Source organism: Grimontia hollisae CIP 101886 (genome assembly GCF_000176515.1).
GTDB lineage: Bacteria > Pseudomonadota > Gammaproteobacteria > Enterobacterales > Vibrionaceae > Enterovibrio > Enterovibrio hollisae.
Map to the genome: position 1 here is coordinate 100,446 of NZ_ADAQ01000009.1, position 25,527 is coordinate 125,972.

Genomic DNA, 25,527 nt, shown 5'->3' on the forward strand with positions numbered 1-25,527 from the left:
ACTGGGCCTCTTTGTTGATCCAGGCAGCAAGACAACAGCAACAGGAAAAAACAGAAATCCTCCCCATGAATCAACTGGAATATCAGGTTATCCAAGCCGTAACACGCTGTATAAAGCGTGCAGGCGCTTACTTCCAGTGCACGTTTCCCGTCCCACAGGTGCTTTTTAACCAACGGGGGAAATCGGCAGGCACCGCCCGGCTGCAAAGCTGGCAACTGCGCTTTAACCCGGTGCTTTTGCGGGAAAACCCTCAGGCGTTTCTCGACGAAGTGGTTCCCCATGAAGTCAGCCATCTGGTGGTGTATGCCCGGTTTGGGCGCGTAAAACCGCACGGCAGGGAGTGGCAGTCGGTGATGTCCCAGGTGTTTGGGGTTGCGCCGAAAACCACCCACAGTTTTGATGTTTCATCGGTACAGGGAAAAACCTATATCTACCAATGCAGCTGTGACCAGATAGCGCTTTCCGTACGCCGCCATAACCGGGTACAGCGGGAACAGGTGCAATACGTGTGTCGTCGCTGTCAGCAACCACTGCTCTTTGTCCAAACTGAACAATAAGCGACGGCCCCACTTATCGACAACCTTTTCAATTAACACTCATTTAATGAGATTTCACTCACAATAGTCTGTAATAATCAAACCACACTATTTCTATTTCGAGTGCCAATCCCATGATGAGAACACGATTGATGCTGCTTTCAGCGCTGCTGGTGATCTCCGTTTCCGCAGCGGCTGAGCATCCCCAGTCCTTCAGCAAAGCCAAACATATCGCGCAAAAAATCTATCAGGACCACCCTACCTCGTTTTACTGCGGCTGTAACATCAACTGGCAGGGCAAAAAAGGCGTGCCGGATCTAGAAAGCTGCGGCTATAAAGTGCGTAAACAGGAAGGCCGTGCCAGCCGTATCGAGTGGGAACATGTAGTTCCTGCCTGGCAATTCGGCCACCAGCGCCAATGCTGGCAGGAAGGCGGACGCAAAAACTGCAGCCGCAACGACGTAGCATTCAGGCTGATGGAAGCAGACCTCCACAATCTGGTGCCGGCAATCGGTGAGGTAAACGGAGACCGCTCCAACTTCCGCTTCTCACAATGGAATGGCGATAACGGTGCTTTCTATGGTCAGTGCGCGGCAAAAGTAGACTTCAAACAGCGCGTTTTTGAGCCACCGGCGCAAAGCCGTGGCGCCATTGCACGCATCTACAAGTACATGAACCAACAATATGATTTCCGTCTGGCGTCTGCACAGAAAAAGCTGATGGATGCCTGGGACAAAACCTATCCCGTGACCGCATGGGAGTGTGAGCGTGACCGTCGTATCGCTAAAGAACAAGGGAACCATAACCCTTTCGTGCAAGCTTCCTGCGACAAAGCCGGTCTGTAACTGTTGGTACGACGTGTAAGACTACAGTCAATAGGCAGCCGCGTGATACACTGCTGCCTATTGTTCTCCAGTCATTAAAATACCATGCGTATCCCAAGAATATTCCATCCTGAACCCTTGCCAGACACTGGCCGTGTTGCCCTGAGCGACGATGCAGCCAACCACGTTGGCCGTGTGCTTCGCATGCAGGCTGGTCAGGAGGTTCTATTATTTGATGGCAGTGGCGCAGAATTCCCGGCAGTGATTGCGGAATCGGGCAAAAAGTCAGTTACCGTCGATGTGGCTGAGCGCGTTGAGCGCAGCATCGAATCACCACTGGACTTGCATCTGGGACAGGTCATCAGCCGTGGCGACAAGATGGAATTTACCATCCAGAAATCGGTTGAGCTTGGCGTGAACGTGATCACTCCGCTTATCTCTGAGCGTTGTGGGGTCAAACTCAACGCTGACCGTTTTGACAAGAAATGGCAGCAGTGGCAGAAAATTGCTATTGCCGCATGCGAGCAGTGTGGACGCAACATTGTGCCGGAAGTCCGCCCTGTGATGTCTTTGGATGCGTGGATGCAAGAGCCTTTCGACGGACTGAAACTCAACCTTCATCCTCGTGCGAAATACTCTATCAACACCCTGCCGGAGCCTGTCAGCCGGTTGCGTTTGCTGATTGGCCCGGAAGGCGGCCTGTCATCAGAAGAAATTGCGCGAACCCGCAAGTTCGGGTTTGAAGAAACATTATTGGGGCCACGTGTTCTGCGCACAGAAACCGCAGCACTGACGGCGATAACAGCCTTGCAGGTTCGCTTCGGCGACCTCGGTTAATAAGGATAATTCAATGATCAAACTGGGCGTAGTGATGGATCCGATTGAGTCCATCAACATCAAAAAAGACTCCACCTTTGCCATGATGCTGGAAGCACAAAAGCGCGGCTGGGAAATTCACTATATGCAGATGAATGACCTGTCCATGGAGCAAGGCAAAGCGCTGGCACGCACCAAAGTCGTGACCCTTGAAGAAAACCCGGAGAAGTGGTTCGAGGTAGTCAGCGAGCAGGAGATCGCACTGGCGGATCTGGATGCGGTCTTGATGCGCAAAGACCCACCGTTTGACACTGAATACATCTACGCAACCTACATTCTGGAGCGTGCAGAGGTAGAAGGTTGCCTTATCGTCAACAAGCCACAGAGCCTGCGTGACTGCAACGAGAAACTGTTCACAGCCTGGTTCCCGGAACACACCCCGACAACCCTGGTGACTCGCCGTGCTGAGCACATCAAAGCGTTTCAGGAAAAACATGGTGACGTGATCCTGAAGCCATTGGACGGCATGGGTGGCTCATCTATCTTCCGCGTGAAACAGGGCGATCCTAACCTCTCAGTGATCATCGAAACCCTGACAGGTCTCGGTAACAACTACTGCATGGCACAGACCTTTGTGCCTGACATCAGCAACGGCGACAAACGCATTCTGGTGGTAGATGGTGAACCTATGCCTTACTGTCTGGCCCGTATTCCGGCCAAAGGCGAAACCCGTGGTAACCTTGCCGCCGGAGGTCGTGGTGAAGCGCGCCCATTGAGTGACACCGACTGGGCGATTGCCCGTGCGGTTGCCCCTACGCTGAAAGAAAAAGGGTTGATCTTTGTCGGTCTGGATATCATCGGCGATAAACTGACAGAAATCAATGTCACCAGCCCGACGTGTATCCGCGAGATCGAGGCCGCATTTGATATCAATATCTGCGGTAAACTGATGGATGCTATCGAAGCACGCCTACAGAAATAACTGCAAGATGATCCGGGCAAAACCATCGCCCGGATCTGACTTTCCCTGGCTTACTGCCCATACTGGAAGTAAGCCCGTACGCAATAAAGGGCACAATGTGAAAGGAACAATAAACCTAAAAAACCATTTTTTAGTCGCAATGCCCAGCATGGCAGATAAACGCTTCCAGCACAGCGTTGTTTACATGTGCGAACATAATGAAGACGGCGCAATGGGATTGGTGATCAACCAACCCATCAACATTTCGATTGCCAATATGCTGGAGCAGATTGAGGTAGAGCGCGAGCAGGATGTCACCCGTCCGGTCAGTCTGAATCAACCTGTGTTGTTTGGTGGCCCGGTGTCTGAAGATCGCGGCTTTGTCCTGCACAAGAATACAAAGCTATTTGGCTCTAGCATCCAACTCTCCGAGGAGCTGACCGTCACCACCTCCAAAGATATTCTCAGCATTCTCGGCACTAACGAAGAGCCTGAGCAATTTATTGTTGCACTGGGTTACGCCGGCTGGGATGCAGGTCAGCTGGAACAGGAGCTGGCAGAGAACAGCTGGCTGACGATTGAAGCCGATCCAACCGTGATTTTTGACACCCCAATCAATGAGCGCTGGGAAAAAGCCCTCAAACAACTGGGCATCGACGCCCTGAACCTGTCCGCAGATGTCGGGCACGCATAAGAGTTTTCCATGAGTAACATTCAAACCGTGCTGGGTTTTGACTACGGCACCAAAAGCATTGGCGTGGCCATTGGTCAGGCCATCACCGGCACCGCACGTCCCCTCAAGGCACTGAAAGCCAAAGACGGCATCCCAAGCTGGGAGGCTATCGAAGCCATATTGAAAGAATGGGCACCGGATTTGGTGGTGGTGGGCTTGCCGCTTGATTTACATGGCGGCGAGTTGGAAACCATTACTCCCCGCGCCCGCAAATTTGCCAACCGCCTGAAAGGGCGTTTCGGAGTCAATGTTGAACTGCATGATGAGCGCCTGACCACCACAGAAGCCCGCGCTTCCCTGTTTGAATACGGTGGCTACAAAGCGCTGGGCAAAGGGGAAATCGACAGCCAGTCAGCGGTGATCATTGTCGAAAGCTGGTTTGAAAACCAATATAGCAAGTAGAAGAAAAGTGCCTTGGGCACTTTTCTTCTATGGGCAACTTACCGACCTTCGATACTGACATTGGCCAGTGACAACCCTCCCGAAGACTCCTCCGCCATTTTCATCATCAGTTTCAGATCGTTTCGGGAGTCGGCATGGTGCAAAGCCTCTTCCTTCGATACCTTGCCGGCTTTGAAAAGGTCAAACAGAGACTGGTCGAACGTGCACATCCCCGCGTTTTTGCCTTTGCGGATAGTTTCTTTCAGTTCATGAAGCTCACCGCGGCGAATTAAGTCCGACACGTGAGAGGTGTTCAGCAGCAGCTCGTAAGCGCCATGGCGACCAATACCGCTGACATCCGGCACCAGCTGTTGCGCCAGAATGCCCCGCAAGTTTAGCGACAGATCAAACAGGAACTGTTCACGCCGCTCTTTGGGCACCAGATGCAGCACCCGCTCCAGCGCCTGGTTGGCATTGTTGGCATGCAGGGTAGCAATACACAGGTGACCGGTTTCGGCAAACTGCATCGCGTATTCCATGGTTTCACGGGTACGGATTTCACCAATCATGATCATATCCGGCGCCTGGCGCAGCGAGTTTTTCAGCGCCACTTCATAGCTTTCGGTATCAATCCCAATCTCCCGCTGGGTAACGATGCACTTGTCATGCGGGTGGATAAATTCAATCGGGTCTTCCACCGTCAGGATATGGCCACTGCGGTGGCGGTTTCGGAACCCCACCATCGCCGCCATCGATGTCGATTTCCCCGAACCGGTGGCCCCAACAATCAGCACCAGACCGCGTTTGGCAATCGACAGGTCCTGGATCACGTCCGGCAAGCCGAGCGAATGAATATCTGGGATCTCGGTTTCAATACGGCGAAGTACCATGCCGGGCAAATCCCGTTGCCAGAATGCACTGACCCGGAACCGGCCATTAGGGATCACCAGTGCGAAATTTGCCTCCCGCTCTGAATAAAATTTTTGCCGGGTTTCACCGTCCATGGCTTGATCAACCAGTGCTTTCACACCATCAAGATCCAGCACATCTCCCACAGGTTTCAGATTACCGTCAACCCGTAGCATACAGGCTGCACCCACTGTGATGTAACAGTCAGAGGCGCGCTGCGCCAACATATTTTCAAGAAGCGGCTGAAGCCTGTTTTGTCCTTGCATGATTAAAAGCCCATTCCTGCGTTATCCATGGCCTTGTTAGCCTCTGCCGTATCCACCAGTCCCTGCATTGTCAGGTTCCGCAATGATTGTTCCATGGTCTGCATGCCAAGGCCCGAGCCAGTCTGGATCATCGAGTACATCTGCGCGACCTTGTCTTCACGGATAAGGTTACGGATAGCTGGCGTGGCAATCATCACTTCATGGGCGGCAATCCGGCCTCCTGCTACTTGCTTCACCAGTTTTTGCGATACCACTGCGCGCAACGATTCTGACAGCATCGAGCGCACCATAGGTTTATCGGCTCCCGGGAAAACATCAATAATACGGTCAATGGTTTTCGCGGCACTGGATGTATGCAGCGTACCAAACACTAGGTGACCGGTTTCAGCCGCGGTCAGGGCGAGACTGATGGTTTCCTTGTCACGCAGCTCACCCACTAAAATTACATCCGGGTCTTCACGCAATGCCGAGCGAAGTGCGTTATTGAAAGAGTGGGTGTCACGGTGCACTTCACGTTGGTTAATCAGGCAGTTTTTCTGCGCATGGATAAACTCAATCGGATCTTCGATAGTCAGGATATGGCGGTGCTGGTTGTTGTTTATCTGGTCGATCATCGCCGCCAGCGTGGTGGATTTACCGGAACCTGTAGGGCCAGTCACCAGCACCAGTCCTTTCTGGTACTCGGTAAATTGCTTGAACACTGCCGGCGCATTGATGGCTTCCAGTGTCGGAATATTGGAGGGAATGCTACGGAACACCGCCGCACAGCCACGGGACTGGTGAAAAGCATTAACACGGAAGCGGCCCACGGCGGCCAGCTCAAACGAGAAATCAACTTCGAGGTTTTGTTCAAACTCCCGTTGCTGGGCTTCGTTCATGATATCAAAGACAAGACGGTGCACGACATTGTGGTCCAGTGGCGGCAAGCTCAGCTTGCGGACATCACCATCTACGCGGACCATTGGGGGAACCCCTGCTGAAAGATGTAGATCTGACGCGTTATGCTTTACACTAAAGTCCAGTAATTCAGTTATATCCATTAACCCGTTTCCTCGCAGAATGAATCATGTGTAGTATCAGACAAAACCTAGAGCAGGTCACCAGCCAAATAGACAGTGCCGCACAAAAATGCGGGAGAAACGCCTCCGCCGTGCAACTGCTGGCTGTCAGCAAGACCAAACCCATTGAGGCTATCGCAGACGCTGTAGAAGCCGGACAAACCCGCTTCGGTGAAAACTACGTGCAGGAAGGGGTAGAGAAAATCACCCACTTCCGTGACATTCACCCTCACCTTGAGTGGCATTTTATCGGCCCTATCCAGTCCAACAAAACCCGCCTGATAGCGGAACATTTTGACTGGGTACACTCTATCGACCGCAGTAAAGTCGCCCATCGCCTCAGTGAACAGCGTCCAGCAGACTTGCCACCGCTACAGGTGCTTATCCAGGTCAACACCAGTGGTGAAGCGTCGAAATCCGGCATTGGATTTGATGATGTTAAAGCCCTGGCTGAGGAAATTGATGCGCTGCCAAACCTGACCCTGCGCGGTCTGATGTGCATTCCACAGCCGGAAGAAGATCACCAGAAGCAGCTTGACGCCTTTGCGCCATTGTCTGCGCTGTTTGAAACAATGAAAGCAAGCCGCCCTGACTTTGATACCCTGTCGATGGGCATGAGCGGCGACATGGATGCAGCGATTGCTTCCGGCAGTACCATGGTGCGCATTGGCACCGCCATTTTTGGTGCACGTGACTATAGCAAGCGCCAGTAAGACACTATGTAGCGGCGTTGACACCGCCTCACTAAAGGAACAGAGATTGATGGAACACCGTACAATCGCCTTTATCGGTGCCGGAAATATGGCCCGTTCAATCATTGCCGGGCTGGTTCAATCCGGTTATCCGGCAGAAAACATTACCGCCGTAAACCGCACAGCGGAGAAAAGTGCCGCCTTCCGCGACACCTTTGGCGTTCATGCCAACGAAGATGCGGTTGCCAGCGCAAAGCAGGCTGACGTGGTGGTTCTTGGGGTTAAACCGCAAGGGATGGAAGAGCTGCTGGCCTCGATGCAAGCCGTTGACTGGTCAGAAAAACTGGTTATTTCCATTGCGGCAGGCATTTCAATCGCCCGCCTGTGTGAAATGGCTGGCGCGCCGCTGAAACTGGTTCGCGTGATGCCAAACACCCCTTCACTGGTAGGGGAAGGGATGAGCGGCCTGTATGCGCCTGATTCAGTCTCTGACGCCGACCGCACTTTCTCTGGCGATCTGCTCAGTGCCGTCGGCAAAGTGTGCTGGGTCGAGGATGAATCCGGCATCAATGGCGTGATTGCTGCCGCTGGCAGCGCCCCGGCTTACTTCTTCCTGTTTATGGAGGCGATGCAAAAAGAAGCCGAGCGTCAGGGCTTTGATAAACAGACGGCAAGGGCACTTGTGCAACAGGCAGCACTCGGCGCAGCAAAAATGGTGGTTGCCAACCCGGACACGGAACTGGCAACCTTAAGGGAACAAGTTACGTCCAAAGGCGGCACCACCGCCGAGGCACTGAACGTATTCAATAACAACCAACTCACAGAAACGGTCTCTGAAGCCATGCAGGCTGCAGTGCGCCGCGCCGAAGAGATGGAATCGCTATTTTAGGGCTACTTTATGAACTCGATGACTTTTCTCGTTTCAACCCTGTTCGACCTTTACATCATGGTGGTGTTGCTCCGGGTCTGGTTGCAATGGGCACGTGCAGACTTCTACAACCCATTCAGCCAGTTTGTGGTAAAAGCTACCCAACCGGTGGTTGCACCGCTTCGCCGTATTATCCCATCTATTGGCAGCCTGGATTTAGCAACCGTGCTGTTCGCGTACCTGCTGTGTGTGGCGAAGTTTTTCACCCTGCAATTGGTTGGCTCAGGCACCCTGGTGTTTGATTCCAGCTACTTACTGATTGGTCTGGTTGCGGTGGTTAAAGCTGCCGGTGGCCTGCTGTTCTGGGTGCTTATCCTGCGCGCTATCCTGAGCTGGGTCAGCCAGGGCCGCAGCCCTATCGAATATGTGATGATTCAGCTGACTGAGCCGCTGGTGGCGCCAATCCGCCGGGTTATCCCACCACTGGGCGGACTGGATCTCAGTATCCTGTTCCTGTTTATTGCACTGCAGTTCCTGAATTTCTTTATCGGCGACCTGCTGAGCCCATTCTTCGGCAACCTGTGGTTTGTGCTGTAAGTCATGAGCGCGCCACACCCTGCCTGGCTGGAAAACGATGACCTGATCTTAAGGCTCTACATCCAGCCCAAAGCAAGCCGGGACCAATGGATGGGGCAACATGGCGAGGAGATAAAACTCGCCATCACTGCCCCACCGGTTGATGGTAAAGCCAACGCCCACCTCACCAAATTCCTGTCGAAACAGTTCAAAGTGGCCAAAAGCCAGATTGATATTGAAAAAGGTGAGCTTGGCAGGCACAAGCAGGTGCGTATTCACCGCCCGGTGCTTTGCCCGGATGCCATCAGTGATCTGCTCCCTGCCTTTTAGATGTACTGCAAAGTGCGCCCTGCCGGGTTTATCCCGAGCCGGGCGCACAGGTTTCACCCGACAAGGATACTGAGTCATGAAACGTTTTTTCTTGCCCCTTATCAGCGCCCTGATACTGCTCTCCCCTTTGGCACAGGCCGGACAGTCCAAAGACATCGGCACGCTGGAAGTCCACTACTCTGCATTTAACTCAACCTTTATCACCCCGCAGGTTGCCAAGGCCTACAACCTGACACGCAGTGGTGTGAACGCCATCATTAACATCGCGGTTCTCGATAAAGCCCAGTCCGGCAAACCGGCCCTGACCGCCACGCTCACCGGTGAAGCACGAAACCTGCTCGGCACCCGAAAACCGCTGGTTTTTCGCGAGGTGCGGGAAGGTGACGCGATTTACTACCTGGCAGAACTTCGGTTTGCCAACGAGGAAAATTACACCTTCACTATAGATATCAGCGCGGAAGGAAACCGCAGCGGAAAACTGACCTTTAACCAGGTGTTTTACGCTGACTGAATACAGGGAATTCAGGTATCATGGCGCCCGATTGCGGCGCCTTTTTTATTGGAACAACGCATTCGCAGCCGTATTAATTTCAGGAGAAAACGATGAGCAAAGTGGTTCTGGCGACAGGTAACGCCGGTAAAGTGAAAGAAATGGCTGATCTGCTGCAGGATTTCGGCCTTGAAGTTTTCGCACAAAGCGAATTCGCGGTAAAAGACGCCGAAGAAACCGGCACCACTTTTATCGAAAATGCCATCATCAAAGCGCGCCATGCGGCCAAGGAAACCGGTCTGCCTGCCATTGCTGATGATTCCGGCCTGGAAGTGGATTACCTCAACGGTGCGCCAGGCGTTTACAGCGCGCGTTTTGCCGGAGAAGGCAAAGGCGATCAGGCGAACCTGGAAAAACTGCTGGAATGCATGGCAGATGCACCGGATGACAAACGCACGGCTCGCTTCCATTGCGTACTGGTTTACATGCGTCACGCCAATGACCCAACACCACTGGTTTGCCACGGCACGTTTGAAGGCTCCATTGCCCGCGAGCCGTCCGGTTCACACGGCTTTGGCTACGATCCGGTGTTCTTCGTTGAAGAGTACGGCTGCACTCTGGCAAACATTGAGCCTGCAGTGAAAAAACAAATTTCGCACCGTGGCCAGGCGCTGAAAAAGCTGTTTGCGGCCATGCGCGAAGAGAAGAAGTAAATCCCGATGGCGGTTCACATTCCCCTGAGCCTTTATGTCCACATCCCCTGGTGTGTACAAAAGTGCCCGTATTGCGATTTCAACTCCCACACCCTGAAAGGCGATGTGCCGGAGCGGGATTATATTGATGCCCTGCTCGATGACCTGAGAAAAGACCTCAACCGTTTCCATGGGGTCAGTGGACGCGAGTTGTCTTCCATTTTCATCGGTGGTGGCACACCAAGTCTGGTGTCACCAGAGGAAATCGCCCGTTTGCTGCAAGGCATTGAGGCACAAATCCCGTTTGCAGATGACATTGAAATCACCATGGAAGCCAACCCGGGCACGGTGGAAGCAGACAAGTTTGTCGCTTACCGTAAGGCGGGGGTGAACCGCATATCCATTGGCGTACAAAGCTTTGATAACCAAAAGCTCGCCCGCCTTGGCCGTATCCATGGCGCGGACGAAGCCATCCGTGCTGCCAGACTGGCGCATGAAGCCGATCTGAACAGCTTTAACCTCGATTTGATGCACGGCCTGCCTGACCAGACACTGGAAGGGGCGCTGGACGATCTCAGACAGGCGATTGCGCTTAATCCGCCGCACCTTTCGTGGTATCAGCTTACCATCGAACCCAATACTCAGTATTACTCCAAGCCGCCAACCCTGCCGGATGATGATGACCTTTGGGACATTTTTGAACAGGGCCACGCGCTGCTGACAGAAGCCGGTTATGTGCAATATGAAACCTCGGGTTACAGCAAACCGGGATTCCAGTGCCGCCATAACCTCAACTACTGGCGTTTTGGTGATTACCTTGGCATTGGCTGTGGCGCACACGGCAAAGTCACTCTGGAAGACAACACCGTAAAACGCACCGTAAAAGTGAAACACCCGCGCGGGTATCTCGACCCGGATAACGCGTACCTCAGCGAAATCATTACCGTTGAAGCCAGTGAGCTGCCATTCGAGTTTTTCATGAACCGGTTCCGTCTGGTTGAACCCTGCCCGAAAGCTGATTATCCAGCGAGGACCGGGTTGTCCTTGGATACTGTGGAAGCCCCTCTTCGCCATGCGATCATAGAAGGCCTGCTGACTGAAACGCAGACCCATTGGCAGGTCACAGAAAAAGGCCGCCTGTTCCTGAACGATCTTCTCGCCAACTTCATCGGCGAACAGTGATAGCCCCAGATTGAAAAGGGATAAAAAAACAGCGCAGACACAATCCGCGCTGTTTTTTATTGCAAGCTTTCTGTTAGCGCACGGTGACGATTTTCCAGCCGTTAAGCGCCGGGATAAGCGCCGCGATTTCAGCTTCCTGCGCTTGCCATTTATCCAGCCGCGAACACAGTTCCCTGCGTACACCTGACGTCCGGTCACGTTGTGCTTTCACTTCATCCGCCAGCTTGTTTTGCAGCGTCGCCATTTTGTTGGAAATAAACTCCATACGGTTTTTCTGTCCCGCACTCAGCGCCGCGATATCCATCAGCCCCCGGCTTGAAACCGTGGCAATTAACTGTGGCAGGCTCGCCTCCAGTTCACGCACAGCATTGGTCAGAACCTGGTGCTTAAGCTGGGGGGAGAAATCTTCGGAATAAAATGAGGCAGCCACGCTGCGCTGGATATGTTGGTAAAACTGGCCGAACTCACCCCGCAGGCTGCTGCGATCACCCAGCTCTTCAGCCAACACACTGTCCAACGCCCGCCAGGACGTTTGTAACTCGTCAGACAATGATTTGCTGAAATACGGCAAATCAGACCGCACCGTTTTGCTGTACGCCGTCAACGAGGCTTTCTGTGCCTCATTCAGGCTGACCCGATGCACATCCACATACAGATTGCCATCGGGTTCTATCCGAAACCTGTTGTTGTTCTGCTCGATAAAAATACTGTCGGATTTAATTGCGATATCACCGTGCAGTTCCGGGCGGCAATTTTCCGCTGCCACCACAAAAGGCAGCATCGCCATTAAAACGCAGGATAACCGCAGCATGTTGGTCAGACTCACTATTCCCATAAACCTTCTCCGCATCTTGTGCTTAGACAGAGTGACGGCTGTTTGTGTCACACCTGTCCAGCATCTGGATCGCTTCGCGATCCTAAAAGATTGAACGGCCGATGCGCTCTGCCAGCAGTTCTAGCGCTGCTGTGCCAGCCAGTGAGTTACCTGAGGGATCCAGCTCCGGTGACCAGACGGCAATCGACATTTCGCCCGGTACTATCGCAATGATCCCGCCACCAACACCGGATTTACCCGGCATGCCAACCCGGTAGGCAAACTCACCTGCACCATCGTACAAACCACAGGTCGCAAGAAGCGCGTTAACCTGCTTACATTGAGTCTGGCTGACAATTGTTTTTTCTGCGCCTAAAGGAAGTCCCTTGTTGGCCAGATAGTTAAAGGTCTTTGCCAAATCCACACAGCTCATCCGCAGCGCACAGTAGTGGAAATAGTTGGCCAGCACCGGCATCACTTCGTTCTCGAAGTTGCCGAATGACCGCATCAGGTAAGCGATAGCAGCATTGCGATCACTGTGATCCATTTCTGACATCGCCACCACTTTGTCATAGCAAATGTGTTCATTGCCGGACAGGCGACGGACAAATTCCAGCATCCGCTGGCGCGGTGCCGAGAGACGGCTGTGGAGCATATCGCACACTACCAGCGCACCGGCATTGATAAACGGGTTACGCGGGATCCCCTGCTCCATTTCAAGCTGGATCATCGAATTGAATGCCTGGCCGGAAGGCTCTTTCCCAACACGCCGCCAGATCTCTTCCGGCTGGTAGTTTTGCAAGGCCAGCGTCAGACTGAGTACCTTGGAGATAGACTGGATCGAGAAGGCCTCTTCAGCGTCACCGGCTTTGATGATTTCACCGTCGTTGTAACACACTGCAATACCGAGTTTCGATGCAGGCACTTTTTTCAGGGCCGGAATGTAATCGGCCACTTTGCCCTGTCCGATCAGCGGGCGAACTTCTTCCAGGATACGGCTTAAAAGTGCTGGGGTAGGTTTCATAGCTATCTCCAGTGGTCAAAAAAGCCAACACAAGGTTGGCTTTATTAAACGTTCAGACTCAGCGCCACATAACAGAATGTAAACGCCTAAACGCTGGGAAATTAGGCTGTATGACTAATCGATACGAACGTACTTCATGTCCCAGACACCATGGCCTAAACGGTGTCCACGGGCTTCGAATTTGGTCAAAGGACGCTCTTCAGGACGCGGAATATAAGGGCCATCTACCGCCGTATTTTTGTAGCCCGGTGCCGCATCCATCACTTCAACCATGTGCTCAGCATAGTTTTCCCAGTCTGTTGCCATGTGGAAGATACCACCGATTTTCAGCTTGCTACGCAGCATTTGGGCAAACCCCGGCTGAACGATACGGCGTTTGTGGTGACGCTTCTTGTGCCAAGGATCAGGGAAGAACAGCTGTACTGTCTCCAGGCTCTCCTCCGGCAGCATCTGCTCAAACACTTCCACCGCGTCATGGCACATCACACGCAGGTTGGTCACACCGGCATCACGCGCCGCCATCAGGCACGCACCAACGCCAGGGCTGTGGACCTCAATGCCGATGAAGTTTTTCTCAGGGGCATTTTTTGCCATCTCAACCAAAGAGGCGCCCATGCCAAAACCGATTTCTAGCACCACCGGGTTGTCATTACCGAAGACCTCTGCCCAGTCCAGCTTCTTCGCGTCAAAGTCGATGCCCATGGTTGGCCAGCAATCATTTATTGCCTGCTCCTGCCCTTTGGTCAAGCGTCCTTCACGACGTACAAAGCTTCTGATTTTACGAAGAACTTTACCGTCTTCAGTCAATTCGGTTTTGATGACTTCTACCATGGTGTTATGCCTGCAACTCAGTAATGAAGAAAAGTTAAGCGGATCGCGCATTATCCAAAGATCGGGCCCCGGTGCAAGCCTTGTGCACAGGGTGAACAAATCTTTCCGTTATTCATGGTCTTTTTTGACCGTCTACCGTAGTAGACTGGTCGCCAATCCCATAAAGATAACAAAGAGCAAGCTAAGTGAGTCAGTCTTTTTCCGATGCCATTTTGACCTGGTATGACAAATACGGCCGTAAAACCCTGCCGTGGCAACAAGAAAAAACACCGTACAAAGTGTGGCTGTCTGAAATCATGTTGCAACAGACTCAGGTGGCAACCGTTATTCCCTACTTCGAACGCTTTATGACACGCTTCCCTACTGTGGTCGATCTCGCCCATGCGGAGCTTGATGAAGTGCTCCACCTCTGGACAGGACTGGGTTATTACGCCCGAGCCCGTAACCTGCATAAAGCCGCGCAGAAAATTGCGGCCGACTACAACGGTGAATTCCCCACCACCATTGAAGATGTCATGGCGCTGCCTGGCGTGGGACGCTCAACCGCCGGCGCGGTACTTTCACTCTCGCTCGGCCAACACCATCCCATCCTTGATGGCAACGTGAAACGCACCCTGTCCCGACACTTTGCGGTAGAGGGCTGGCCGGGGAAAAAACCGGTGGAAAACCGCCTTTGGGAACTGGCCGAAGAAAACACGCCCGCCGAGGGCGTGCAACGCTACAACCAAGCGATGATGGACATGGGGGCGATGATCTGTACCCGCAGCAAACCCAAATGCTACCTCTGTCCTGTCAACCACAGCTGCGAAGCCAATGCCATGAGTCGCCAGAGCGATTTTCCGGGCAAAAAGCCAAAGAAAACCCTGCCGGAAAAAGAAACCTGCTTTGTCCTGTTCCAATACCGGGATCAAATCTGGCTGGAGCAACGGCCACCAGCAGGATTATGGGGTGGCCTGTGGTGCCTGCCGGAAACATCTGAGCAAACCGCAGCCAGTTTTGTTGCCAGTAAACTGGCTGCCAGCAGCTTTGAAACGCCAGAACACCTAACCGCGTTTCGCCACACCTTCAGCCACTTTCACCTTGATATCGTGCCGATTCGCGTCAAACTGCACCATAAACCCGATAACATTGGGGATAACGGGATCATGGAAGGCAACCGCGGGCTTTGGTATAACTTAAACCAACCGGCGAAAGTCGGGCTGGCAGCACCGGTACAAAAGCTGCTGGAAAGCCTGACCCGAGAACTCAATAACTAGGAGCTTAATAATGAGCCGCACTGTATTTTGCCAGCGTCTGAAAAAAGAAGCAGAAGGTCTGGATTTTCAACTGTACCCGGGTGAGCTGGGTAAACGCATTTTCGACAACATTTCCAAAGAAGCCTGGGCGCAATGGCAAGGTAAACAAACCATGTTGATCAATGAGAAGAAACTCAACATGATGGAACCAGAACACCGCAAGCTGCTGGAAGACGAAATGGTGAAATACCTGTTTGAAGGTCATGACACTGTGATCGAGGGCTACATGCCACCTTCTGAATAAGGTTTTCTGCACATAACGTGCACTTATCATTTTGTAAATAAAGGCATCCTGATTACGCTACTCAGGATGCTTTTTTGTTTTTAACGGAATCTACCGCCTTGCGCTACTTACTCACCATTTTACTTCTGACAATCATCACATCTGGCTGTAGCCGTGAAATGGTTGAATCGACCTTCGGTGTCAACTACGAAACCACCAACCGCTTTGCGAAAAATCTCGCGCCGCTTCCCGGCCAGTTTGAAAAAGACCATGCCGCGCTCGATCGTCTCATCAACAGTTTCACTGGCGATATCGAAGCGAAGTGGGGTAAAGATGAAATCTATGTCTCGGGCAAAAGTGATTATGTAAAGTACACAGACAATTACAAAAGCCGTGCCCGTGTCGATTTCGCCAATGGCCTGGTCACCATTGAAACCGTCGCCACCACAGAACCTAAACAACACCTGAAACAAGCCATTGTCACCACCCTGCTGACACCGAACGATCCTGCCTCAGTAGATCTTTACTCCGCCGCAGAAGTCACGTTGTCGGGGGCACCTTTTCTGCAGGGACAAATTCTCGATCATGACGGCAAGGAAATCGCGTGGGAGTGGCGTGCCAACCGTTACGCTGACTATCTGATTGCCCACAAAATGAAAACGAAATCACTAACGTTCCAGAAAGTCTTCTATGTCGAAATCCCCATGGTGCGCGATCACTCCAGCAAACGCCGTTATCAATATGCCGATATTATCCGTGAGGCTTCCAAACGCTACGGGATACCGGAAGATCTGATCTACGCCATTATCAAGACAGAAAGCAGCTTCAATCCTTATGCTGTCAGCTGGGCCAACGCATACGGTTTGATGCAGGTAGTCCCGAGAACAGCAGGGCGTGATGTGTTTAAACTGGTAAAACAACGCCCCGGTGAACCCTCACCCGAATACCTTTTCGATCCGGCCCGTAATATCGATGCAGGCACCGCCTATTTCTATATACTGAAAACCCGCTATCTCAAAGACGTGCGTGATCCGCTGTCAAAACACTACAGTATGATCTCTGCCTACAATGGCGGGACAGGCAATGTGCTGAAAACGTTTCACCGTTCTGACCGTAAACGGGCGATGAATGATTTAAACCGATTGAATCCCAGCCAGGTTTACTGGGCGCTGACCAATAAGCACCCCTCTTCAGAGTCAAGACGCTACTTGCAAAAGGTCACTAAGTTCCAAAAAGAATTCCGGACTATGCAATAAAAACGTGGGAAATACCGGAAAAGCTGAGGTTTTTTAAATCAAATAGATGAAAAAGACACCAAACAGACTTATTTGACGTTTTTTTTTAAAAAAAGGTGTTGACGGTAAGGCTCAAAATCCGTTTAATGGCGCTCGTTGCCTCGATAGCTCAGTCGGTAGAGCAGGGGATTGAAAATCCCCGTGTCGGTGGTTCGATTCCGCCTCGAGGCACCATATTTCAGCAATCGATAATTTGGTTGCAAGGAAATGTGGCTCAGTAAGAAGCAACGTTTCCACAGTTTGTGTGCCGGCTTAGCTCAGTTGGTAGAGCAACTGACTTGTAATCAGTAGGTCACCAGTTCGACTCCGGTAGCCGGCACCATTTTTTAATATAGAGTCTTGCGCTTATAAAGTTGCCTCGATAGCTCAGTCGGTAGAGCAGGGGATTGAAAATCCCCGTGTCGGTGGTTCGATTCCGCCTCGAGGCACCATTACGCTTCCCCCTTAGTTCAGTCGGTAGAACGGCGGACTGTTAATCCGTATGTCGCTGGTTCAAGTCCAGCAGGGGGAGCCACTTAAGAAAACCTGCTATCGCTAGCAGGTTTTTTTTCGTCTGGTGTTTAGAAAAAGAAAGCTATACGTTGTATTCCATGCCAGCAGCGAGACGGAAAGTACCGCGGGCGGTACGCCCTTCATCCTGATAGGTAAAGTTTTCACAAAGTTCTGTCACCAGCGCGATCCCTCTGCCACACCGGGCCACAGCATCTTCCAGAGTGCTATCGGCGTCCTCAAAATAAAAACCTTCGCCGTTATGTGACACATAGAATGTTAGCTCCCGTTTGTCGGGATTAAAGGAAATACCCACTTCCATAAAAGCAAATTCGTCCAGCGCGTCCAGCCGCGCCTGCCTTTTGAGGTAATAATCAAGGAAACCGTCGCTGTCCACCTTAAGGTTGGACGCCAGTTTCAACAGCCCATGTTCAAGGGCATTATTGGCGAGTTCGGACATAATAGTACACATCAAATCCAAATCGATGTTGCTACCAAGGGTGCCTTTGAGCATGCGCCTGATCTCCCCCACCAGGTTCACTTTTCTCAACTCTTTCGCACCGAAGTATACGGTCAGTTGGGCGGGTGAACGGCGCGCATAATATTCTGGTTCACCAGGCTGATGCTCTACGCGGCTGCGGATAGGCGCGGTCATCTCAAGCATAGACATATCGTCACCAACACCACCGCCTTGAGTGAAATGGGTCACATGATCACGGGTTGCTTTGATCATGCTGGAAAAGTGTTCGCCAAACATGGCCTCCAACCCTTCTTCACCAAGCTCCCTGCCATTGGCATCACGTGCTTCAATTACGCCGTCAGTAAAAAAGAACAGTTTGTCCCCTTCAACCATTTTCAACGCGACGACATTGGCTTCAAACTCGTCTGAATTCATCGCACCCAGTGCCATATGCGCTGATGGTAAACGCGTTTTTATCTCGCCGTTTTTATCCAGCAGATACCCATCGGGCATTCCTCCCCCCCACCAATTCACATCCAGACCGCTGGCAGACACTTCAAACAGGTTTGCGGCCACCAGCATGCCGGGCGGAAGAAATTTCTTCAGCGTCTCATTCATCTCTTTCACGATATCACCGAGAGCGAAACCGTTTTTGGTCATAGCAAAAAACGCTTTGGTGGCAGGTATGGTCGAAATAGCGGCGGGAAGACCATGGCCAGTGGCATCAGCCAGCATGGCATAAATCCCCCCCTGTGGTCTGGGAGTGACGAGGATGACATCACCGTTAAAGTTGGTAAAGGAGCTGGTATAAAATTCGACCCCTTCTGCTTCCTGATAACACGCTTGCATCAGGTTACTGAAAATGGTTTCGGCCATCGTATGTTCATACAATGTATGTGCCTGAAAATGCTTAAGCTTGTCACGCTGGATCGCAACTTCATTGTATAAACGGATGCTGCGACAGTGTGCGCGCACTTTAGCGACAATGGTGGTACGGCTGACCGGTTTGGTGAGAAAATCATCCCCCAGCGTCATACAGCGATTAAACGCATCGTTGTCGACGATGCCGGTCAAAAATACGATCGGTAAATAGTGGGCTTTGTAGCGCATCCGGATTTGCTTTGCCGCCTCAAAGCCATCCATCACCGGCATCAACACATCCATGATGATCAAACTGGGAAGCTCATCGAGTGACGCCAATATATCAAGCGCCATTTGGCCATTGTCTGCAATTAACAGCTCATCAAATTCATCCTTAAGCACATGCTCAAGAAAACATTGCAGCGAGACTTCATCTTCAACGATTAACGCTTTCACCCGCTACCTCCATCAACCGGCTTATTCGATCACAAACTTCTTCTCAAAACGGGCAATAACCAAAACACGTTTGATTTGTGGCATGGTGTTGATCAGGCGGATGTCCCTTTCTTTTTTGTTCAGGAAACTTTGCATATTCAGCAACATCCCTAACCCGGCACTGTCTATATATTCGGCGCCCCGAAAGTCGACGACTATCTCTTTACCGTGACAGCCCTGATACGCATCGCGAAATTCCTGCACAACGCTGAAGTCAAACTGCCCATTCACATGGATTACCACTTCCTTACCGTCACTTTTTTCTTCACGACTGATGGCCATAGTGTCTCCTAAAACAGTTCTATGTCGCCCTCATCTGCGGACATTTGTTTTGCCGGGGCTCGCTCCGCTGAGCCAGCCATTTTTTCAATATCGTCCACGGCTTTGTGCAGTGCGACCCAGTCCACATTGCCAGAATCCAGACTCGCCATGATAAGCGCGTTCAAATCTTCCAGAATATGGAGGTTATTTAACACATGCTGACCCTGCTGGGACACAATGTCTGCAAACTGCAGGCCCTGAATACTCTTGGACACTTCCGCCCGTACTGCTTCCCCTTGCTCGGTCATCTTGCCGATTTCCAAGGTCACTTGATGATTCACTTCCTGAACCCCTTTTAACAGGGATTCGATTCGGGTTTTAGACTCAATCGAGGACGTCATGTCCAACGTGGCTATCTCACCCACAATAGCATTGGTTTGTTTGACGGTATTCTGCGCCAGATTGATGTCTCGGTGGATTTGGCTATTGAGTGTTGATGCCCGGTTGGCAAGATCCCGTACTTCTGAGGCCACAACGCCAAAACCACGCCCCTGCTCACCAGCCCTTGCCGCCTCTATTGCCGCATTCAATGCCAATAGGTTGGTTTGATCTGACATCGCCTGAACCTGGTCGAGCAAGCCAAATACCGCTTCAAGCTTTTCTGACATGTCATGGATACAGTGGATGGCCGTGATGGACTTTTCTGATACCTTAACCAGTAAATCAATATATTTATCAATCGCTTGCTCTGTTTCAGGCAGGACTTTAGTGAGGTTAAACTCACTCTCTTCATTATTGAGAAGTTCGGTCACCATGTGCTTGGCAAGCGCTGCCTGCTCGCTGACCGCGCGCTCCATACCAAAAAAGCTGGCATTGAGGTTTTGTACAGAGTTGTTAATCACTTCCTGTTGGCGGTCAAGCTGTTCACGAATTGGAATGAGCTCAATGTTGAGGATGCTGTGGATCTTGTGCAGAATCGCCGTAGATTCATAAGACACGGTCAAATCGTCCTGGAGAGCATCCTGCACGTCCTCACCACCTTGCGATGAGCCAGAACTGCCACCCTGCCTTACCAACATCAAAATAGTCATAATGACAATGGTTGATGCCACAACATTTGTCAGGCTTTGTTCAACCAATAATGGGAACCCGCCTGCTGCTATGCCCAGCAGCGCGATAATGATGCTTCTATTTTTTCTAGCCATACACTTTACCTACGAGGTAAGTCGCAATTTTTTCTAATGGCAACACGTGTTGTGCTGCTTCTATTTCTATCGCCGCCCTTGGCATCCCCCATACCACAGAACTGTTTTCATCCTGTGCTACGGTCACGGCACCGGCCTGCCGCATTTCCAGCATACCTTCAGCCCCATCCCTCCCCATACCCGTCAAGAGAACAGATAACGCCTTACTACCTGCGGCATCCGCAATCGAGGAAAACATGACATCCACGGAAGGTTTGTGCCGCTGTACCGGTTCAGCGTCATTTTTTACGCAATAATAGCGCCCGCTATGCTTAACCACCTGCATATGATGATCGCCCGGGGCCACGTAAACACGCCCAGTGACCAAAGGCGCTTTGTCGGTTGAAAGTTCTTCAACGTGTAGGTTGGAGGCTCTGTTTAGCCTTTCTGCAAAGGATTTGCTAAACACGGCTTTGATGTGCTGGGTAATCACGATAGGTGGCATCACGCCTGGCAGGGCTTCCAGCACATGACGGATAGCTTCAGTGCCGCCGGTTGATGCACCAATAGCGATGATATCGAAGTCAGACTGCAACTGTCGGCCAGAAACACTGACTTCACCAGAGGAGTAACGCGCCGCACCAGTGATGTTTGCCGTTGCAGCCATCTGGACTTTTTCAATCACCAACTGGCGGTATTGCCCCATTTCTGCCACCACGTTCTCCGTGGGTTTGGGGAAGTAATCAATCGCACCAATATCCAGCGCTGCCAGCGTGGCATCGGCACCGTGCTGGGTCAATGTCGATATCATCACCACAGGCATAGGGTGTAAGCGCATCAAATTACGCAAAAACTGGACACCATTCATCTTAGGCATTTCGATATCCAACGTGAGCACGTCAGGTTTCAGTTTTTTAATTTTTTCCCTCGCGTCATAGGGGTCAACGGCAACACCCACGACCTCGAGTCTAGGATCTGAAGCGATAATTTCACTGAGCAATGCTCTAAAAACGGCAGAGTCATCAACAATCAGTACTTTATGTACCCGTTTTCCCATTAGAAAAGCTCCGCGCTGTTGCTATTATCCTGTTCCGCCTCATGTATCAGGCGTCGTTTGTAGCTGTTTTCTTCGGCTTCTACCTCACCACGATACCCACGCAATTTTTTTACCCAGGCTTTTCCCGTTATCGGGTCAAACACCACTTTTCGTGGATATTCACTGCCAAGATCTTCGCTGACTAAATGCAATCCTTCGTTTTTGATGTAGTTTTTAATGAATTCAATATTCTTTTGGCCAATATTGGCTTGTTTACCCATGCCCATTACCATGCCACCGCCAAATAACTTCACTTGCAGGCGACTTTTAACCGCCCCTTGCTGGATCAAGGTGTTGATCAAAATCTCCATGGCATAGTTGCCATACCGGGCAGCCTTCGAGCGCCATTGGGTCGGATCCCAGTTATCGATATCGTCTGAGTCTCCCAACGGCAGCATAAAGTGGTTCATTCCACCCAACTCGATGAACGGATCCCACACGCAAGCAGAAATACAGGATCCCAGCCCTGTCGCAATCAGCTCTCGTTCTGAAGTCACATAGACTTCACCGGGCTGGATTTTGACCATCATCATTTGCTTACCAGGATGGAAGAAGCGTTTCGCACCCGCTCCAACCGGACATCCCGTAAGCTCTAGGATCTTATGCATACCAAGCTCTGTTCGCAGTAATCAGGACGGGGAAATCAATACCTCAGGGTTTACGGAACATTGTTTGTCCCAGATTCTCAAACCTGCTTCCCATTTGCCCGATACTTTCTGAGTGACCGATAAAAAGAATGCCGCCGCTCCCAAGCTTTTCCCAGAAACGGTGTATGAGCTGCTGCTGTATATCTTTTTCAAAATAAATCATGACATTGCGACAAAATATGGCATCAAGCGGACCTTTGTGTGGCCAATGTCCCATCAGGTTTAATTGCTTGAAAGTGATTGCCTGTTGCAGCAAGGATTTGGCTTTCAGCAATTCCTGTTTTTTGCCTTTCCCCCGGATAAACCCGTGTTTGAGCTCCTGAGCCGGGATCGCCTTGGCAGCCTCAATGCCGTAAGTGCCATTTCGGGCAACATCCAGCACCTGGGTATCAAGATCAGTAGCCAAGATCTTGCAGTCATAACTGGGAGAGAGCATGCCACCTGCAGCGAGTGTCGAGGCGATGGTATATGGCTCCTCACCGGTTGAGCAGCCTGCTGACCAGATACGGATGCGGTGCCTATGTTGCTGTTGCCACGTTGGGATCAGGGTATTTGCCATATAATCAAAATGGTGCTTTTCACGAAAGAACTGGGTTTTATTCGTGGTCAACGCATTGATAAATGCCACTCGCTCATCCAGTTCTTTTTCCACCCTAGCAAAGTAATCTTTGAAGTTACTCAACCCGGTACGACGAAGCCGACGCGCCAACCTGCCATACACCATGGCGTTTTTACGCTCAGAGAGAGAAATTCCCGTCTCCCTGAGCATAAACTCCTGAATGAACCTGAAGTCCTTGTCAGTGAACTCAAACTCGCGCTGCTCTTCAATTTGGCTTAGCGCCTGAATTGCGCCCACCGTTAGAACTCCTCCCAGTCATCTTCATCGGTCATTGGCGATGGACCGTTGGCGACTTTTTTGATTGGTTTGGCAGGACTACTGGTTTTGGGTGTGGGCACCGTTCCTGAGAAACTCTTTATTGGCTCTTTACCCTCGCCAAGATTAGCTTTGCTGCTGTCGACCTGGAAAAAGCTGATCAGATTCAGCAGTTCACTGCCTTCATCACGCAGTGACTGGCTCGCGGCAGAGGCTTCTTCCACCAGCGCAGCATTCTGCTGGGTCATCTCATCCATCTTGACCACCGCTTTCGAAATTTCATCAATACCGGTTGCCTGCTCCTGACTTGCCGCATTGATCTTGCCAATCAGGGTGCTCACTTCTCCGACTGCATCAACAATTTCGTTGAGCATGGCACCGGATTCATCTACCAGTCTTGAACCTTCCGAAACTTTCTCGACACTGTCTTTAATCAGATCTTTGATTTCTTTCGCTGCCCCCGCACTTCGCTGTGCCAGGTTACGCACTTCGCCGGCAACCACGGCAAAACCGCGGCCCTGCTCCCCTGCGCGTGCTGCCTCAACGGCCGCATTCAACGCTAACAAGTTGGTTTGGAAAGCAATTTCATCAATAACACTGATGATGTCAGAGATGCGCTTGCTCGCTTTATTGATTTCCCCCATGGCTTCCACTGTCTGCTTGACCACTTCTCCACCTTTGTGGGCTTTGGAACTGGCATCTTGCGACAGACGGTTGGCGGCATTGGCGCTCTCTGCATTCTGTTTCACGGTCGAGGTCATCTCTTCCATACTGGCAGCCGTTTGCTCCAGGCTCGCAGCCTGTTCTTCAGTGCGCTCACTGAGATCCGAATTCCCTTCAGCAATTTCCCCGGATGCAGAAGCCACACGGGCTGATGAGGCGGTGATCTTCTCTACCATGTCACGCAGGTTGGTGATCGAGGTATTAACGGCATTACTCAACTGGGCGAAATCCCCCTTATAGTCATCAGGCATGTTGATCTTGAGATTGCCGGCTGACACTTTAGACATCACATCCTTACAGTTGTTAAGGGGTTCAACCATGCTGTCGAGCAGGCCATTGATGCCATCACTGAGGTTAGCCATAAAACCGGTGTACTTGGCAGTATCCATCCGTGTGTCCAGCCTCCCTTCAGAAGCCGCGGTGATCAGGCTCTGAACATCACGTTGGCCCGCCATTTGTTCAGTAATGTCTTCCCACTGGAGTGCCGGGCCAATGTAGTTACCCGCCGAGTCATACATCGCGATACAGGTGAGGGAGAATTCAAGATCACCCACCTTGATTTCAGCGGTATAAGGCAGGCGATCAGGATTGCTGATAATGTTGCGCTGGTGCGAAGGGTTTTTATGAAAAATATCAATATTCTTGCCCACCAGGCCGTCAGCCTGGAAACCCGGAAAGAAGCTGCGAAGATCGTTTTCGCGGTTGCGCAGCAAATTCTTTAGCGCCGGGTTGTAATAGGTAATGTTTCCGTCTTTGTCCGCCATCATGATGTTGGTGGTCATCCCTTCTACAGCGGAAACCAGACGCCCCACTTCAACCTCTCGGTCGCGAACCGCGGTCACATCCCGCCATTCCAGGCTGTTGCCAATATAGTTACCGCTGGCATCAATGATGGCCGCAACATTCAGTTCAATGGTGATACCCGCAACTTGAATGTCCGTTTTGTAGGGCAGGTTGTTGGGATCAGACAACAGTTTGCGCTGATGCGCCGGGTTCTTGTGAAACTCATCAATACAGCGTCCCATCAACCAGTCTTTAGTGGCCGTAAAGCCCGGCCAAATCTGTCTGAACGATGCCTGATGGATCTCAAACAGTTCCACCGTTTGTTCATTGACATAGGTGATAGCAAAGTCCCGATCAATCAGCACCATTGCCGTCAGAGACTGGTCAATCGCAGCTTGCAACCGAGCACGCTCGTTGTTTGCTTTCAGCTCTTCTGTGATGTCATCCCACTCAAGAGTATTCCCGATGTATTCACCGTTTTCATCCGTGACCGCGCCTACGACCAGCTTTAAGGTGACATCTTCAACCTGGATGTTGGTTTCATAAGGAAGGTTGGCAGGATTCGACAACAGCTGACGCTGGTGTGCCGGGTTCTTGTGGAACATATCAATACAGGTGCCTTCAATCCACGCCTTTTCTGCACGGAAATTGGGCCATTTGGAACGGAACAAGGTTTCATGTGTCTGCAACAGCTCAACGGATTTATTGTTGACGTAGAACACCTTGAAGTCCCGATCGACCATCATCAAAGCGGTTTGCGCCGTATCCAGAGCGGAAACAATATGCGCTTTCAATCCTTGATCTTTTTGTGTGTTTTCAGTGACAACTGCTGTTTCTTTTTTCCACCACGACATAATT

General features: G+C 51.5%; 28 protein-coding genes and 4 tRNA genes. 20 read left to right on the forward strand and 12 right to left on the reverse strand.

Features of this window, described 5'->3' with window-relative positions; all coding sequences use genetic code 11:
• The first annotated feature begins 65 nt into the window (after positions 1 to 65).
• From VHA_RS03750 to ruvX, 6 genes are all read left to right on the forward strand, one after another.
• On the forward strand, positions 66 to 557 hold the full coding sequence (locus VHA_RS03750; protein WP_040528213.1) for a SprT family zinc-dependent metalloprotease: 492 nt from the start codon (positions 66 to 68) through the stop codon (positions 555 to 557).
• A gap of 131 nt (positions 558 to 688) precedes the next feature.
• Positions 689 to 1,381, forward strand: coding sequence for a deoxyribonuclease I (gene endA, locus VHA_RS03755; RefSeq protein WP_005501969.1), 693 nt, complete (start codon positions 689 to 691; stop codon positions 1,379 to 1,381).
• Between the two features lie 84 nt (positions 1,382 to 1,465).
• Positions 1,466 to 2,197 (forward strand): 16S rRNA (uracil(1498)-N(3))-methyltransferase, encoded by a 732-nt coding sequence (rsmE, locus tag VHA_RS03760; RefSeq protein ID WP_005501970.1) that lies wholly within the window; start codon positions 1,466 to 1,468, stop codon positions 2,195 to 2,197.
• 13 nt (positions 2,198 to 2,210) lie between these two features.
• A complete protein-coding gene (gene gshB, locus VHA_RS03765; protein WP_005501977.1) occupies positions 2,211 to 3,158 on the forward strand; it encodes a glutathione synthase in 948 nt (315 codons plus the stop codon).
• Between the two features lie 109 nt (positions 3,159 to 3,267).
• Positions 3,268 to 3,831, forward strand: a complete 564-nt coding sequence (locus tag VHA_RS03770; RefSeq protein WP_040528215.1) for a YqgE/AlgH family protein — start codon at positions 3,268 to 3,270, stop codon at positions 3,829 to 3,831.
• A gap of 9 nt (positions 3,832 to 3,840) precedes the next feature.
• Positions 3,841 to 4,272 (forward strand): Holliday junction resolvase RuvX, encoded by a 432-nt coding sequence (gene ruvX, locus VHA_RS03775; RefSeq protein WP_005501982.1) that lies wholly within the window; start codon positions 3,841 to 3,843, stop codon positions 4,270 to 4,272.
• Between the two features lie 38 nt (positions 4,273 to 4,310).
• Here the strand turns inward: ruvX and VHA_RS03780 are convergent, their stop codons facing one another.
• Both VHA_RS03780 and VHA_RS03785 read right to left on the reverse strand, forming a co-directional pair.
• The gene (locus VHA_RS03780; protein WP_005501984.1) at positions 4,311 to 5,426 is read right to left on the reverse strand and encodes a PilT/PilU family type 4a pilus ATPase; all 1,116 of its coding nucleotides are present in this window, start codon (positions 5,424 to 5,426) and stop codon (positions 4,311 to 4,313) included.
• Positions 5,427 to 5,428: 2 nt separating this feature from the next.
• Complete coding sequence (locus tag VHA_RS03785; protein ID WP_040528160.1) at positions 5,429 to 6,466, reverse strand: type IV pilus twitching motility protein PilT; 1,038 nt, start codon at positions 6,464 to 6,466, stop codon at positions 5,429 to 5,431.
• Between the two features lie 26 nt (positions 6,467 to 6,492).
• Here VHA_RS03785 and VHA_RS03790 point away from each other — a divergent pair, with 26 nt between their 5' ends.
• From VHA_RS03790 to hemW, 7 genes are all read left to right on the forward strand, one after another.
• Positions 6,493 to 7,197: a YggS family pyridoxal phosphate-dependent enzyme gene (locus tag VHA_RS03790; protein ID WP_040528162.1), complete on the forward strand. Its 705-nt coding sequence runs from the start codon at positions 6,493 to 6,495 to the stop codon at positions 7,195 to 7,197.
• A gap of 49 nt (positions 7,198 to 7,246) precedes the next feature.
• Positions 7,247 to 8,065 (forward strand): pyrroline-5-carboxylate reductase, encoded by an 819-nt coding sequence (gene proC, locus VHA_RS03795; RefSeq protein ID WP_005501990.1) that lies wholly within the window; start codon positions 7,247 to 7,249, stop codon positions 8,063 to 8,065.
• Between the two features lie 9 nt (positions 8,066 to 8,074).
• Positions 8,075 to 8,641, forward strand: a complete 567-nt coding sequence (locus VHA_RS03800) for a YggT family protein (RefSeq protein WP_005501991.1) — start codon at positions 8,075 to 8,077, stop codon at positions 8,639 to 8,641.
• A gap of 3 nt (positions 8,642 to 8,644) precedes the next feature.
• Complete coding sequence (yggU, locus tag VHA_RS03805) at positions 8,645 to 8,950, forward strand: DUF167 family protein YggU (protein ID WP_005501993.1); 306 nt, start codon at positions 8,645 to 8,647, stop codon at positions 8,948 to 8,950.
• A 76-nt stretch (positions 8,951 to 9,026) separates the two neighbouring features.
• Positions 9,027 to 9,461, forward strand: coding sequence for a DUF4426 domain-containing protein (locus tag VHA_RS03810; RefSeq protein WP_005501996.1), 435 nt, complete (start codon positions 9,027 to 9,029; stop codon positions 9,459 to 9,461).
• A 92-nt stretch (positions 9,462 to 9,553) separates the two neighbouring features.
• On the forward strand, positions 9,554 to 10,153 hold the full coding sequence (locus tag VHA_RS03815) for an XTP/dITP diphosphatase (RefSeq protein WP_005501998.1): 600 nt from the start codon (positions 9,554 to 9,556) through the stop codon (positions 10,151 to 10,153).
• A gap of 6 nt (positions 10,154 to 10,159) precedes the next feature.
• Entirely contained in the window at positions 10,160 to 11,314 is a 1,155-nt protein-coding gene (hemW, locus tag VHA_RS03820) for a radical SAM family heme chaperone HemW (protein ID WP_005502000.1), read from the forward strand.
• Between the two features lie 73 nt (positions 11,315 to 11,387).
• Here hemW and VHA_RS03825 read toward each other — a convergent pair whose 3' ends face one another.
• The 3 genes from VHA_RS03825 to trmB all read right to left on the reverse strand — a co-directional run bounded on the left by VHA_RS03825 (position 11,388) and on the right by trmB (position 13,983).
• Positions 11,388 to 12,149 carry a DUF2884 family protein gene (locus VHA_RS03825; RefSeq protein WP_040528164.1) on the reverse strand — a complete coding sequence of 254 codons (762 nt, stop codon included), beginning with the start codon at positions 12,147 to 12,149 and terminating at the stop codon, positions 11,388 to 11,390.
• A gap of 82 nt (positions 12,150 to 12,231) precedes the next feature.
• The gene (gene glsB / locus VHA_RS03830; protein ID WP_005502004.1) at positions 12,232 to 13,152 is read right to left on the reverse strand and encodes a glutaminase B; all 921 of its coding nucleotides are present in this window, start codon (positions 13,150 to 13,152) and stop codon (positions 12,232 to 12,234) included.
• A 114-nt stretch (positions 13,153 to 13,266) separates the two neighbouring features.
• Positions 13,267 to 13,983, reverse strand: coding sequence for a tRNA (guanosine(46)-N7)-methyltransferase TrmB (gene trmB, locus VHA_RS03835; protein ID WP_005502009.1), 717 nt, complete (start codon positions 13,981 to 13,983; stop codon positions 13,267 to 13,269).
• A gap of 185 nt (positions 13,984 to 14,168) precedes the next feature.
• Between trmB and mutY the strand changes: the two genes are divergently transcribed.
• The 7 genes from mutY to VHA_RS03870 all read left to right on the forward strand — a co-directional run bounded on the left by mutY (position 14,169) and on the right by VHA_RS03870 (position 17,310).
• A complete protein-coding gene (mutY, locus tag VHA_RS03840; protein WP_005502014.1) occupies positions 14,169 to 15,239 on the forward strand; it encodes an A/G-specific adenine glycosylase in 1,071 nt (356 codons plus the stop codon).
• Between the two features lie 10 nt (positions 15,240 to 15,249).
• Positions 15,250 to 15,522 (forward strand): oxidative damage protection protein, encoded by a 273-nt coding sequence (locus tag VHA_RS03845; RefSeq protein ID WP_005502015.1) that lies wholly within the window; start codon positions 15,250 to 15,252, stop codon positions 15,520 to 15,522.
• Positions 15,523 to 15,680: 158 nt separating this feature from the next.
• Positions 15,681 to 16,757: a membrane-bound lytic murein transglycosylase MltC gene (gene mltC, locus VHA_RS03850; RefSeq protein WP_220272479.1), complete on the forward strand. Its 1,077-nt coding sequence runs from the start codon at positions 15,681 to 15,683 to the stop codon at positions 16,755 to 16,757.
• A 137-nt stretch (positions 16,758 to 16,894) separates the two neighbouring features.
• Positions 16,895 to 16,970, forward strand: a tRNA-Phe gene (locus VHA_RS03855).
• A gap of 72 nt (positions 16,971 to 17,042) precedes the next feature.
• Positions 17,043 to 17,118, forward strand: a tRNA-Thr gene (locus VHA_RS03860).
• Between the two features lie 33 nt (positions 17,119 to 17,151).
• Positions 17,152 to 17,227 (forward strand) — tRNA-Phe (locus VHA_RS03865).
• A gap of 7 nt (positions 17,228 to 17,234) precedes the next feature.
• Positions 17,235 to 17,310 (forward strand) — tRNA-Asn (locus tag VHA_RS03870).
• A gap of 60 nt (positions 17,311 to 17,370) precedes the next feature.
• On the opposite strand, the gene VHA_RS03875 is transcribed toward VHA_RS03870, so the two are convergent.
• Genes VHA_RS03875 through aer2 form a run of 7 tightly spaced genes read right to left on the reverse strand, consistent with a single transcriptional unit; the run spans position 17,371 to position 25,523 of the window.
• Positions 17,371 to 19,062, reverse strand: a complete 1,692-nt coding sequence (locus VHA_RS03875; RefSeq protein WP_005502020.1) for a PP2C family protein-serine/threonine phosphatase — start codon at positions 19,060 to 19,062, stop codon at positions 17,371 to 17,373.
• Positions 19,063 to 19,083: 21 nt separating this feature from the next.
• Entirely contained in the window at positions 19,084 to 19,383 is a 300-nt protein-coding gene (locus VHA_RS03880) for an STAS domain-containing protein (RefSeq protein WP_005502021.1), read from the reverse strand.
• Between the two features lie 8 nt (positions 19,384 to 19,391).
• Positions 19,392 to 20,567: a methyl-accepting chemotaxis protein gene (locus tag VHA_RS03885; protein ID WP_005502027.1), complete on the reverse strand. Its 1,176-nt coding sequence runs from the start codon at positions 20,565 to 20,567 to the stop codon at positions 19,392 to 19,394.
• Complete coding sequence (locus tag VHA_RS03890; protein WP_005502029.1) at positions 20,560 to 21,603, reverse strand: protein-glutamate methylesterase/protein-glutamine glutaminase; 1,044 nt, start codon at positions 21,601 to 21,603, stop codon at positions 20,560 to 20,562. The genes VHA_RS03885 and VHA_RS03890 overlap by 8 nt, the downstream gene beginning before the upstream one ends.
• Positions 21,603 to 22,250 carry a chemotaxis protein CheD gene (locus VHA_RS03895; protein WP_040528167.1) on the reverse strand — a complete coding sequence of 216 codons (648 nt, stop codon included), beginning with the start codon at positions 22,248 to 22,250 and terminating at the stop codon, positions 21,603 to 21,605. Before VHA_RS03895 ends, VHA_RS03890 begins: the two co-directional genes overlap by 1 nt.
• Before the next feature lie 43 nt (positions 22,251 to 22,293).
• Positions 22,294 to 23,145, reverse strand: coding sequence for a CheR family methyltransferase (locus VHA_RS03900; RefSeq protein ID WP_005502033.1), 852 nt, complete (start codon positions 23,143 to 23,145; stop codon positions 22,294 to 22,296).
• 2 nt (positions 23,146 to 23,147) lie between these two features.
• Positions 23,148 to 25,523 carry an aerotaxis transducer Aer2 gene (gene aer2 / locus VHA_RS03905; protein WP_005502035.1) on the reverse strand — a complete coding sequence of 792 codons (2,376 nt, stop codon included), beginning with the start codon at positions 25,521 to 25,523 and terminating at the stop codon, positions 23,148 to 23,150.
• Between the last annotated feature and the right edge of the window lie 4 nt (positions 25,524 to 25,527).

Excerpts from the sequence above, each read along its gene's own strand:
- VHA_RS03750 (WP_040528213.1), top strand. The coding sequence starts at position 66 with ATGAATCAACTGGAATATCAGGTTATCCAAGCCGTAACACGCTGTATA.
- endA (WP_005501969.1), top strand. The coding sequence starts at position 689 with ATGCTGCTTTCAGCGCTGCTGGTGATCTCCGTTTCCGCAGCGGCTGAG.
- rsmE (WP_005501970.1), top strand. The coding sequence starts at position 1,466 with ATGCGTATCCCAAGAATATTCCATCCTGAACCCTTGCCAGACACTGGC.
- gshB (WP_005501977.1), top strand. The coding sequence starts at position 2,211 with ATGATCAAACTGGGCGTAGTGATGGATCCGATTGAGTCCATCAACATC.
- ruvX (WP_005501982.1), top strand. The coding sequence starts at position 3,841 with ATGAGTAACATTCAAACCGTGCTGGGTTTTGACTACGGCACCAAAAGC.
- VHA_RS03780 (WP_005501984.1), bottom strand. The coding sequence starts at position 5,426 with ATGCAAGGACAAAACAGGCTTCAGCCGCTTCTTGAAAATATGTTGGCG.
- VHA_RS03785 (WP_040528160.1), bottom strand. The coding sequence starts at position 6,466 with ATGGATATAACTGAATTACTGGACTTTAGTGTAAAGCATAACGCGTCA.
- VHA_RS03790 (WP_040528162.1), top strand. The coding sequence starts at position 6,493 with ATGTGTAGTATCAGACAAAACCTAGAGCAGGTCACCAGCCAAATAGAC.
- proC (WP_005501990.1), top strand. The coding sequence starts at position 7,247 with ATGGAACACCGTACAATCGCCTTTATCGGTGCCGGAAATATGGCCCGT.
- VHA_RS03800 (WP_005501991.1), top strand. The coding sequence starts at position 8,075 with ATGAACTCGATGACTTTTCTCGTTTCAACCCTGTTCGACCTTTACATC.
- yggU (WP_005501993.1), top strand. The coding sequence starts at position 8,645 with ATGAGCGCGCCACACCCTGCCTGGCTGGAAAACGATGACCTGATCTTA.
- VHA_RS03810 (WP_005501996.1), top strand. The coding sequence starts at position 9,027 with ATGAAACGTTTTTTCTTGCCCCTTATCAGCGCCCTGATACTGCTCTCC.
- VHA_RS03815 (WP_005501998.1), top strand. The coding sequence starts at position 9,554 with ATGAGCAAAGTGGTTCTGGCGACAGGTAACGCCGGTAAAGTGAAAGAA.
- hemW (WP_005502000.1), top strand. The coding sequence starts at position 10,160 with ATGGCGGTTCACATTCCCCTGAGCCTTTATGTCCACATCCCCTGGTGT.
- VHA_RS03825 (WP_040528164.1), bottom strand. The coding sequence starts at position 12,149 with ATGGGAATAGTGAGTCTGACCAACATGCTGCGGTTATCCTGCGTTTTA.
- glsB (WP_005502004.1), bottom strand. The coding sequence starts at position 13,152 with ATGAAACCTACCCCAGCACTTTTAAGCCGTATCCTGGAAGAAGTTCGC.
- trmB (WP_005502009.1), bottom strand. The coding sequence starts at position 13,983 with ATGGTAGAAGTCATCAAAACCGAATTGACTGAAGACGGTAAAGTTCTT.
- VHA_RS03845 (WP_005502015.1), top strand. The coding sequence starts at position 15,250 with ATGAGCCGCACTGTATTTTGCCAGCGTCTGAAAAAAGAAGCAGAAGGT.
- mltC (WP_220272479.1), top strand. The coding sequence starts at position 15,681 with ATGGTTGAATCGACCTTCGGTGTCAACTACGAAACCACCAACCGCTTT.
- VHA_RS03880 (WP_005502021.1), bottom strand. The coding sequence starts at position 19,383 with ATGGCCATCAGTCGTGAAGAAAAAAGTGACGGTAAGGAAGTGGTAATC.
- VHA_RS03885 (WP_005502027.1), bottom strand. The coding sequence starts at position 20,567 with ATGGCTAGAAAAAATAGAAGCATCATTATCGCGCTGCTGGGCATAGCA.
- VHA_RS03890 (WP_005502029.1), bottom strand. The coding sequence starts at position 21,603 with ATGGGAAAACGGGTACATAAAGTACTGATTGTTGATGACTCTGCCGTT.
- VHA_RS03895 (WP_040528167.1), bottom strand. The coding sequence starts at position 22,250 with ATGCATAAGATCCTAGAGCTTACGGGATGTCCGGTTGGAGCGGGTGCG.
- aer2 (WP_005502035.1), bottom strand. The coding sequence starts at position 25,523 with ATGTCGTGGTGGAAAAAAGAAACAGCAGTTGTCACTGAAAACACACAA.